Annotated in this window: 10 protein-coding genes; 6 read left to right on the top strand and 4 right to left on the bottom strand. The window is 73.7% G+C overall.

Annotated features, from left to right (window positions below; translation table 11 throughout):
• Window positions 1-150 precede the first annotated feature (150 nt).
• The 4 genes from AB0F56_RS27305 to AB0F56_RS27290 all read right to left on the bottom strand — a co-directional run bounded on the left by AB0F56_RS27305 (window position 151) and on the right by AB0F56_RS27290 (window position 4190).
• The gene (locus tag AB0F56_RS27305) at window positions 151-1224 is read right to left on the bottom strand and encodes an aminotransferase class V-fold PLP-dependent enzyme (RefSeq protein WP_362014152.1); all 1074 of its coding nucleotides are present in this window, start codon (window positions 1222-1224) and stop codon (window positions 151-153) included.
• A gap of 115 nt (window positions 1225-1339) precedes the next feature.
• Window positions 1340-2047: a DsbA family oxidoreductase gene (locus tag AB0F56_RS27300; RefSeq protein ID WP_362014150.1), complete on the bottom strand. Its 708-nt coding sequence runs from the start codon at window positions 2045-2047 to the stop codon at window positions 1340-1342.
• 77 nt (window positions 2048-2124) lie between these two features.
• On the bottom strand, window positions 2125-2604 hold the full coding sequence (locus AB0F56_RS27295; protein WP_362014148.1) for a GNAT family N-acetyltransferase: 480 nt from the start codon (window positions 2602-2604) through the stop codon (window positions 2125-2127).
• 92 nt (window positions 2605-2696) lie between these two features.
• Window positions 2697-4190 (bottom strand): aldehyde dehydrogenase (NADP(+)), encoded by a 1494-nt coding sequence (locus tag AB0F56_RS27290; RefSeq protein WP_362014146.1) that lies wholly within the window; start codon window positions 4188-4190, stop codon window positions 2697-2699.
• Window positions 4191-4314: 124 nt separating this feature from the next.
• On the opposite strand from AB0F56_RS27290, the gene AB0F56_RS27285 reads away from it, so the two are divergent.
• From AB0F56_RS27285 to AB0F56_RS27260, 6 genes are all read left to right on the top strand, one after another.
• Complete coding sequence (locus AB0F56_RS27285) at window positions 4315-5085, top strand: IclR family transcriptional regulator (RefSeq protein WP_361958596.1); 771 nt, start codon at window positions 4315-4317, stop codon at window positions 5083-5085.
• Window positions 5086-5209: 124 nt separating this feature from the next.
• Complete coding sequence (locus tag AB0F56_RS27280; RefSeq protein ID WP_362014144.1) at window positions 5210-6178, top strand: hypothetical protein; 969 nt, start codon at window positions 5210-5212, stop codon at window positions 6176-6178.
• A gap of 47 nt (window positions 6179-6225) precedes the next feature.
• Window positions 6226-7446, top strand: a complete 1221-nt coding sequence (locus AB0F56_RS27275; RefSeq protein ID WP_362014143.1) for a histidine kinase — start codon at window positions 6226-6228, stop codon at window positions 7444-7446.
• A gap of 29 nt (window positions 7447-7475) precedes the next feature.
• Window positions 7476-8093, top strand: a complete 618-nt coding sequence (locus tag AB0F56_RS27270; protein ID WP_362014168.1) for a response regulator transcription factor — start codon at window positions 7476-7478, stop codon at window positions 8091-8093.
• A gap of 100 nt (window positions 8094-8193) precedes the next feature.
• A complete protein-coding gene (locus AB0F56_RS27265; RefSeq protein WP_362014141.1) occupies window positions 8194-9642 on the top strand; it encodes a penicillin-binding transpeptidase domain-containing protein in 1449 nt (482 codons plus the stop codon).
• 73 nt (window positions 9643-9715) lie between these two features.
• Entirely contained in the window at window positions 9716-10108 is a 393-nt protein-coding gene (locus AB0F56_RS27260) for a hypothetical protein (protein ID WP_362014167.1), read from the top strand.
• The last annotated feature ends 19 nt before the right edge of the window (window positions 10109-10127 follow it).

Genomic DNA, 10127 nt, shown 5'->3' with positions numbered 1-10127 from the left:
CACGGCCCCCGGCGCGCCCACCCCCCGGGCCCCCCCCCCCCCCGCCCCCCCCCCCCCCCCCCCCCCCCCCCCCCCCCCCCCCCCCCCCCCCCCCCCCCCCGGCCCCCCCGCCCCCCCCCCCCCCGCCCCGCCCCCCCCCCCCCCCGCGTCTCAGCCCGCCAGGACCTCAAGGGCGCGGTCGACGTCCGCCGTGCCGTTGTAGAGGTGGAAGGACGCCCGCAGGTTGCCCGCGCGGGCGGCCATCAGGACGCCGGCGGCCCGCAGGTCGGGCAGCCGGTCGCCGAGGCCCGGCACGCCCACCACACCGGAGACGTCCGGCACGGGGGCGTGGCCGAGCCCCACGAGGCCGGCGCGGAAGCGGGCGGCGAGGGCCTTGTTGTGGACCTCGATCCGCTCGATGCCGATCTCTTCGAGCAGCGCGAGCGAACGGGCCGCCCCGTGGTACGAGAGGAACGCCGGCGGCTCGTCGAACCGCCGCGCGGAGGCGGCCAGTTCGCGCACCGGCCCGTAGCTGTTGGCCCACAGCTCCTCGCCCGTGACCCAGCCCGCGTGGATGGCCGTCAGCGAGTCCTGCGCCTCCTCGGTGACGGTGAGGAAGGACGCCCCGCGCGGACAGAGCAGGTACTTGTAGCCGCCGGAGACCGTGTAGTCCCACTCCCCCGCGCGCAGCGGCAGCCAGCCCGCCGACTGGGTGGCGTCGAGGAGCGTACGGGCCCCGTGCGCGGCCGCCGCCGCCCGTACCGCCGCGAAGTCCACCGTCCGGCCGTCCGCCGACTGGACGGACGAGAAGGCGACGAGCGCGGTCTCGGGGCGGACGGACTCGGCGAGCCGCTCCAGGGGCACGAAGCGGGTCTTGAGGTCGCCGCGGATCGTGAACGGGGTGATCAGGGAGGAGAAGTCGCCCTCGGGGAAGAGGATCTCGGCCCCGGCGGGCATCGACTGCGCGATCAGCCCGGCGTGGACGGAGACCGAGCTGCCGACGGCGACCCGGTCGGGGTGGACGGCCGTGAGCCGGGCGAACGTGGCGCGGGCCTCGTCGACGACGTCGAAGCTGCCGGAGCCGTCCGGGTTGCCCGCCGCGACCTCCTCGCAGAGCCGGGCGACGGCCTCGACGGTGCGGTGCGGGAGCAGCGCGCACGTGGAGGTGTTGAGGTACGTCCCCCGGGGCGCGAACTCGGCTCCGCCGAGGGGTTCGATGACATCCGTGGCATCCGTGGCATCCATGGCCCCAGACTGGGCTTCCCCCGACCCTTCGTCAATGGCGAATGATCATGGGGAAGCCCCAACCGGCGCTTATAAGCCCAGGTCCGGGGCGCGCGCGGCGCAGGATCCGGCAGAGCTAGCAGTTGCCGTCCACGTCGCAGGCCGGAGCCGCCGCGTCTGCGCCGCCGCCGACCGGCTGCAGGACCGTCCGGCCCTGCCACGCCTGCTCGAGCGCCTGCGTGAAGACCTCGGCGGGCTGGCCGCCGGAGATGCCGTAGCGGCGGTCGAGGACGAAGAACGGCACGCCGTTGGCGCCGAGTTCGGCCGCCTCGCGCTCGTCCGCCCGTACCTCCGCCGCGTACGCGGTCTCGTCGGCGACCACGGCACGGACCTCGGTCTCGTCGAGGCCTGCCTCGACCCCGAGCCGGACGAGCGTCTCGGCGTCGAAGACGGACCGGTCCTCGACGAAGTTCGCGCGGTAGGCGAGGTCGAGCAGCTCGTTCTGCCGGCCGCGCTCCTTGGCGAGGTGGAGCAGACGGTGGACGTCGAAGGTGTTGCCGGAGTCGCGGCCCTCGGTGCGGTACTCGAGGCCCTCGGAGTGCGCGTTGGAGGCGACGTGCTCCTCCATGGCGCGGGCCTCGTCCAGGGTCCGCCCGTACTTCTTCGCCAGCGTGTCGACGACCGGCGCGGTGACGCCCTTGGGCAGGTTCGGGTTCAGCTCGAAGGAGCGGTGCACGATCTCGATGTCGTCGCGGTGGGCGAAGGCCGCGAGCCCCTTCTCGAAGCGGGCCTTGCCGATGTAGCACCACGGGCAGGCGATGTCGCTCCAGATCTCGACGCGCATGTTCGGCTTCTCTCCGGGTTCGAGGGGGTGGGTTCCGGGTGGTCTTCAGAGGGCGGAAACACCCGACCCCGCCGGATTCATTCCGCCCTGGGCGCGACTGTGAGACGGAGCACGAGGTGGGTGCCCGAGCGCGGGGTGTCGGGGTCCGGGGTCCAGTCGTGGGCGGTGTAGAAGGACCGGGCCCGCTCGTTCTGCTCGAAGACGAGGAGGCGGGCCTCGGCGAAGCCCTCCGCGCGCCAGACGTCCAGGCAGGCCGCGTGCAGCTCGGTGCCGATGCCCCGGCGCCAGTGGTCGGGGCGGACGTGGAGCTGCGTGAGCGTGACCGTACCGTCGTCGCCCCTGCTGTACGCGGCGACGCCGGCCGGGCCCCCGTCCCGCTCCGCGACGAGCACGTCGCCCCGCTCGACGGCCCTGCTCCACCCCTCCCGGGCACGGGCGAGCTCCTCGGGTCCGGCGAACTCGGTGTCGGGGATGTGGCCGCTGTAGTACGTGGAGCGGGCCTCCAGGTGCAGGGCGGCGATGGCGTCGAGGTCGGCGGGGGTCGCGGTTCTGATCATGACAACGGGGACGCGCGGGGGCGGGGCGGCGGTTGCGTGGCCCGCGACCTGTCGGTCACGGGCCCCGCGCCCGGCCTCCCCGCGTCCCCGCCTCAGCGGCGCGGCAGTCCCAGCGGGTTGCCGTCGCGCAGCTCCGGCGGCAGCAGGTGCTGCGGGGTCGACTGGTACGTGACCGGGCGCAGCCAGCGCTCGATCGCGGTCGCGCCGACCGAGGTGGAGGTGGACGTGGTCGCCGGGTACGGGCCGCCGTGGTGCTGGGCGCCCGCCACCGCCACGCCCGTCGGCCAGTCGTTGACGAGCACCCGGCCCGCCAGCGGGGTCAGCTCGGCGAGCAGGCCGGCGGCCTCCGGGTCCTCGTCGGCCATCTGGAGCGTGGCGGTGAGGTTGCCCGGGAGCAGGGCGAGGACCTGGGGGATCTGCTCCGGGGAGGCGTAGCGGGCGACGACGGTCAGCGGGCCGAAGCACTCCTCGAGGAGCGGCTCGTGTCCGCCGTCGAGCAGGGTCGCGGCGTCGACGGTCAGGAAGCCGGCGGTGACCGTGTGTTCGTCGGCCGCGCCGGGCAGGACGGGGGCGGTGACGCCGGGGAGTCCGGCGCGCTCGGCGGCTCCGGCGACGAAGGAGCCGCGCATGCGTGCGTCGAGCAGGACGCCGGGCTCCTTCGCCCGCACGCCTTCCGCCAGCGCGGTCACGAAGCGGTCGCCCGCCTCGCCCGCGGGCGCCAGGACGAAGCCGGGCTTGGTGCAGAACTGGCCCTGTCCCAGGGTCATGGAGCCCGCGAGCCCGGAACCGAGCTCGGTGGCCCGGGCCTCGGCGGCCGCGCCGGTGATCACGACCGGGTTGAGGGAGCCGAGCTCGCCGTGGAAGGGGATGGGCACGGGCCGGGCGGCCGCCGCGTCGAAGAGGGCCCGGCCGCCCCGGACCGAACCGGTGAAGCCGGCGGCCGCGACCAGCGGGTGGCGGACCAGCTCCACGCCGGCGTCGAAGCCGTGCAGGAGGCCGACGACGTCCTCCGGCAGCCCGACCTTGGCGGCGGCCCGCCGGAGCAGGGTCGCGCAGAGCTCCGAGGTGGCCGGGTGGTCGGGGTGGGCCTTGACCACGACGGGGCAGCCGGCCGCGAGGGCGCTGGCGGTGTCGCCGCCGGGCACGGAGAAGGCGAGCGGGAAGTTGCTGGCGGAGTAGACGGCGACGACGCCGAGCGGGATCTTCCAGCGGCGCAGGTCGGGCCGGGGCGGGGTGGTCGTGGGGTCGGGAAGGTCGATCCGTACGTCGAGGAAGGAGCCCTCGTCGACGACGTCCGCGAAGGCCCGCAACTGGGCGGTGGTGCGGGCGAGTTCGCCGGTGAGCCGGACCGGGCCGAGCGCCGTCTCGGCGTCGGCGGTCTCGACGACCTCGGGCCGGGCCTCGTCGAGGAGGTCGGCGGCGGTGCGGAGCAGGGCGGCCCGTACCGTGCGGTCGGCGAGCGCCTCGCGGGCGGCGGACGCGGCGGTGACGGCCCGGTCCACGTCGGCGGCTGTGGCCTCCACCGCAACCTGTTCGCGCGGCTTCCCCGTCCGGGGGTCCACACTCCACACTGGTTCAGCTGCCACGGCCCTGCCCCTCTTCACGCGACACCCCGTTCGGTATTCTGAACGGGGTTCCAGTAGATGAATCTGGACTCTATTGACGGGTGTGCCGACTCCACAAGAGGCACCAGGAAGAGGGGTGAGGGCGATGTCGACAGCCGACACGGGTGGGGCCCAGGTCAAGTCCGCGGTGCGCACGGTGGAGTTGCTCGAGTATTTCGCGGGGCGCCCCGGAATGCACTCGCTGGCCGCCGTCCAGGAGGCCGTCGGATACCCCAAGTCCAGCCTGTACATGCTGCTGCGCACCCTGGTCGAGCTGGGCTGGGTGGAGACGGACGCGACGGGTACGCGGTACGGCATCGGTGTCCGGGCCCTGCTCGTCGGCACCTCCTACATCGACGGCGACGAGGTGGTGGCCGCGGCCCGGCCGACCCTCGACCGGCTCTCCGACGACACCACCGAGACCATCCACCTCGCCCGGCTCGACGGCACCAACGTGGTCTATCTGGCGACCCGTCAGTCCCAGCACTATCTGCGGCCGTTCACCCGCGTCGGACGTCGGCTGCCGGCCCACTCGACCTCCCTGGGCAAGGCGCTGCTCGCCACCCACAGCGACGAGCAGGTCCGCAAGATGCTCCCGGAGACGCTGCCGCCACTGACCGAGCACACGATCACCGACCGCGAGAAGCTCATCGAGGAGCTGCACCTCATCCGCGAGCAGGGCTACGCGGTGGACCGCGAGGAGAACACCCTCGGGCTTCGCTGCTTCGGCATCGCGATCCCCTACCGGACCCCGGCGCGCGACGCGATCAGCTGCTCGGTGCCGGTGGCCCGGCTCACCCCCGGCCACGAGCAGATGATCAAGGACGCGCTCTTCGACGCGCGCGACCGCCTGACCCTGGCGACGCGCCGCCTCTGACGCCGCAGGCTCTGACGGCTCTGGCGGCTCCGGCGCCTCGGAGGACCGGCCTCCCCCGCACGGGGGAGGCGGTTCACCGGTGGGCAGGACGTGCCGGCGGGTGCCCGCGCGGGAGCGTGGGGCCATGACACAGACCGCCGCTCCGCTGGGCCTCTGCCCCTCCCGCCGGGCCCTGCGCGCCCTCGCCGTCCTGGCCTGCCTCCCGTACATCTCGCTCAAGATCGCCTGGGTGGCGGGCAGCGAGATCGGCATCCCGGCCGGGAGCCGGCTCCTCGACGACCGCGCCCTGATGGCCGCCGTCAACGCGGTCTCGGTCGTCATGGACGCCGCCGTCGTGGTCCTCGCCCTGCTGCTCACCCAGGCGTGGGGGCGGCGGCTGCCGGCCTGGCTGCTCGCCTTCCCCATGTGGGTGGCGACGGGCCTGATCGCCCCGATCATGGTCGGCTTCCCGGCGCAGACCGTCGTCTCGCTCTTCACCGCCGCCGAACCGGTCCGCGCTCGCGAACCCTTCCTGGACTCCTGGGTCTTCACCGTCGTCTACGGCGGCTTCATCCTCCAGGGACTCGCGCTCGGCACGCTCTTCGTCCTCTACGCCCGCGACCGCTGGCGCACGGTCTGGCGCGGCACCCTCGGCGAGCTGCCCGCGCGCCTCTCCGGAGCGGGCGTGCGCGCCGCCGCCGCCGCGGCCGCGCTGATCGCCCTCGTCCCCGCCACCGTCCACGTGCAGTGGGCCGCGGGCTCCACGACCGGGCTCCCGGCGGTGCGGATCGCCGAGCGGGACGGCGACTTCTACGTGCTCGAAGGGCTGCGGCTGCTCTTCCTCGCGGTCGCCGTCGTCTCCGTCCTGGCCCTGATGTTCCGCGGGCACCCGTCGTTCCGGGTGCGCACGGTCCTCGGTCTCGGCTGGATCGGCTCGGCCGGGGTCGGCTGCTGGGGCGGCTATCTGCTCCTGGTGACGTACATGCCGGAGACCGATCCCGCCAAGCAGGCCTCGGGCCTGATGCAGCTGACCTACGCTGGCGAGATGATCACCGGGTTCCTGCTGGCGGGCTGTCTGGCCGTCTTCCTGCGCCGCCGGAGCGCGAGCGCGTGAGACCTCCGCTCGCACCGATACTCGGCCGGCGGGCCAGGCTCCGCTGGGTGCATCTGATCCTGGGCGGCGCCCTGTTCATGCCGTACTGGCTGGTCGGCACCGTCGTCGTGGGGGTGCTCACGGGCGAGGGGGCGATGTTCACGGGCAGCCTCGGCGCACAGTTCGGGGCGTACGCGGTCGGCCTGCCGCTCGCGGCGGTCACCTCGCTCTTCCCGCTGACCCGGCCGATGTCGGTGGCGGCGGCGCGGGCGCTCTGCGGGATCGCGGGCGACCCCCTCGCGGGCAACCGGCTCGCGGACGGACCCGCCCGGGGGCGGAGCGCGAAGGCGCGCACGGCCGGCTGGTTCACGCTCCACCTCGGCGTCGGCGCGCTGATCAGCGGGGCGACGCTGGCCCTTCCGCCGTTCGCGGTCACGGTGATGGCCCTGCCGTTGTCCCCGTCGCTCCAGAGGTCGGAGCCGGCCGCGTACTGGGGCCTGCACCGGCCCTGGCTCCAGTGGGCCGGGCTCCCGGCCGGGCTGCTGATGCTGCTGGCGCTTGCCGCCGTCGCGGCGGGCGCGGGCGCCCTCCTCGCCCGGGAGGCGCCCCGGCTGCTCGGGCCGAGCCCGGCGGACCGGCTCGCGGCGGCCGAGCGGCGCGCCGCCGAGCTGGCCGTGCGCAACCGGCTCGCCCGCGAGCTGCACGACTCCGTCGGCCACGCGCTGAGCGCGGTGACGCTCCAGGCGAGCGCGGCGCGCCGGGTCCTGGACTCCGACGTGGAGTTCGTACGGGAGGCGCTGGCCGCGATCGAGGAGACGACCCGGCGCACGGTCGGCGAACTCGACTCGGTGCTGGGCCTGTTGCGCGAGGGCGAGGACGACGGCGAGCTGCCCGCGCCCCGGCTCGACGCCCTCGACGCGCTGGTGCGGGGCGCGGGGCGGCACGTGGAGCTGACCGTGACCGGGGCGCTGGACCGGGTGCCGGACGCGGTGTCGAGGGAGGCGTACCGGATCGTGCAGGAGGGGCTGACGAACGCGGCCCGGCACGCGGGCGGGGAGCGCGTGACGGCGCGGATCGCCCTGGACGACGACGAGTTGGAGATCACGATGGAGAACGCCCTGCCCGACCGCGCCCCCGTGGCCCGCCCCGGCGGCGGCCGGGGCCTGCGCGGGGTCGGTGAACGCGCGCGGCTGCTCGGCGGCACGTCCGAGGCGGGCCCGCTGGACGAGGTCTGGCGCCTCACGGTGCGGTTGCCGCTGGGCCCGGCGCGGGCGGGCGGTGGCCGGTGATCCGGGTGGTGCTCGCGGACGACGAGCGGATGGTGCGGACCGCCCTGCGGGTGATCCTGGACGCGGAGGCGGACCTGGAGGTGGTCGGCGAGGCGTCGACCGGGGCCGAGGCGGTGTCGGTCGTCCGCGAGGCGCGGCCGGACGTGGTCCTGCTGGATGTGCGGATGCCGGAGATCGACGGGATCCGGGCGACCGAGCAGATCCTGGCGGGGATGGCGGAGCCGCCGCGGATCGTGGTGGTCACGACCTTCGAGAACGACGCGTACGTCTACGACGCGCTCCGGGTGGGCGCGGCCGGCTTCCTGCTCAAGCGGGCCGGCGCGGACGAGCTGGTCGACGCGGTCCGGCTGGTCGCCCGCAGCGACTCGCTGCTCTACCCGGCGGCGGTACGGTCCCTGGCCGCCGAGCACGCCCGCCGCAGGCCCCCGGCGGCGCCGCCCTGGGTGGCCCGGCTCACCGAGCGGGAGGCGGAGGTGCTGCGCCTGGTGGCGACGGGGCTGACCAACGCGGAGATCGCCGGGCGGATGGGGGTCGGCCCGGCGACCGTGAAGACCCATGTGGCGGCGGTGCTGGCGAAGACGGGCGCCCGGGACCGTACGCAGGCGGTGATCCTGGCGTACGAGTCGGGCTTCGTCGGCGCGCGCTGAGTCGCACCGGGGTGGCGCCGGTCACCCCCGCATGAACGTTTCCTGAGAAACCGGACACAGTCGGAACGGAACGCCACCCTCCGCTCGTCCCGCATATGGGATGAACAAGACGATCAGGCGCGCCTCGGTCTTCTCGCTGCTCCTGGTGCTCGCCCTTCTCGGCCGGGCGACCTGGGTGCAGGCGTACGAAGGCAAGGCCCTCGCGGACGACAAGAAGAACCGGCGGAACGTGATCGCGCAGTACGCGCAGCCGCTCGGGAACATCATCGTGGCCGGTTCGCCGGTCACGGGCTCGAAGAGGACGGAGGGTGGCGATCTCGCGTACAAGCGCGACTACACCGACGGCAAGCTCTACGCGGCCGTCACCGGCTACAGCTCACAGGCGTACGGGGCCAATCAGCTGGAGGGCATCTACTCCGACGTCCTGGACGGCACCGACACCCGGCTGAAGAACCCGCTCGACGCCCTCACCGGCAAGCAGCAGGAGCCCGGTGACGTGGTCACGACGATCGACCCGGCCGTGCAGAAGGCCGCGTACCAGGCGCTCGGCGAGAAGAAGGGCGCGGCCGTCGCCATCGACCCGAAGACCGGCCGGATCCTCGGGATGGTGTCCACCCCGTCGTACGACCCCTCCAAGATCGCCGGGATGACCGACGGGTCCACCTGGAAGCAGCTCACCGAGGACGAGGACAAGCCGCTGGTCAACCGGGCACTGCGGCAGCCGCTGCCGCCCGGCTCGACGTTCAAGCTGGTCGTCGCGGCGGCGGCGCTGGAGAACGGGCTGTACGGCTCCGTGGACACGGCGACGGACAGTCCGAACCCGTACAAGCTGCCCGGCTCCACCCGCTACCTGGAGAACGAGAACCCCAACGCGCCCTGCGACAACGCCACGCTCCGCACCGCGCTGCAGTACTCCTGCAACAACGTCTTCGCCAAGATCGCGGTCGACCTCGGCCAGGACAAGGTGAAGGCGATGGCGGAGAAGTTCGGCTTCAACGACAAGGAGCAGGACGTCCCCGTACGCGCCTACCCGAGTGTGTATCCGTCCGGCATGGACAAGGCGCAGACGGCGCTGACCGGTGTCGGTCAGTTCGATGTGACGGCCACCCCGCTCCAGATCGCCATGGTGTCCGCGGCGATCGCCAACGACGGACTCATGGCGTCTCCGCACATGGTCTCGAAGGTCGTGGACTCCGACGGCGACGCCCTGGAGACCTTCGACGACGGGGAGACCGAGCGGATCGTCTCCTCCTCGACGGCGAAGCAGCTGCGCAGCGCGATGGTGACCGTGGTCGACAAGGGCACGGGCTCCAACGCGGCGATCTCCGGCGCCGAGGTGGGCGGCAAGACGGGTACGGCCCAGCACGGCGAGAACAACAGCAAGACGCCGTACGCCTGGTTCACCTCGTACGCGAAGGACCCGAGCACCGGCAAGGAGGTCGCCGTGGCCGTCCTGATCGAGGACTCGGGCGCGGCACGCTCGGAGGTCAGCGGCAACGGTCTCGCGGCCCCGGTGGCCGAGAAAATGATGCGGGCGGCGCTGAAGTAGCCTCGCGGGGCACACACTTGCGAGAAAGCGGAGGACCGCCGTGCGCCTGCCCCGTTCCCTGTCCGGATGGACCATGGCGGTCTTCGGACTGCTCGCCGCGTCGATGGGGGTGGTGGGCCTGGTGTCGCCGGACACCATGCTCACCGGCATGGGTTTCGAACCCATACCGGACGGCGGGCGCGCGGATGGGGACCACACGCTCGTCTTCCTCACCGCGTCCTCGATGGCCGCGCTCAATATGGGCGTGTACTACATCCTGGCCGCCTTCGCGGACTGGAAGGCCTTCTTCCGCTGGACGGTCCCGTTCCGGCTGCTGACCTGCACGGTCTTCACCCTCGCGGTCGTCACGGGCCGGGCACCGTCCGGCTTCCTCGGGGTCGGCCTGTGGGAGGGGATCGGCGCGCTGGCGACGGGGGCCGCGCTCCGGTACGAGAGCCGGGGAGCCCGGAAGGACGCCGTCGCTTGAGGACGGCTTTCTAGGGCAA

The sequence above is a fragment of the Streptomyces sp. NPDC026092 genome (assembly GCF_040638605.1).
Classification (GTDB): Bacteria; Actinomycetota; Actinomycetes; order Streptomycetales; family Streptomycetaceae; genus Streptomyces.
Note: the sequence above shows the minus strand (reverse complement) of the source record. Positions and strands in the feature narration are given on the sequence as shown.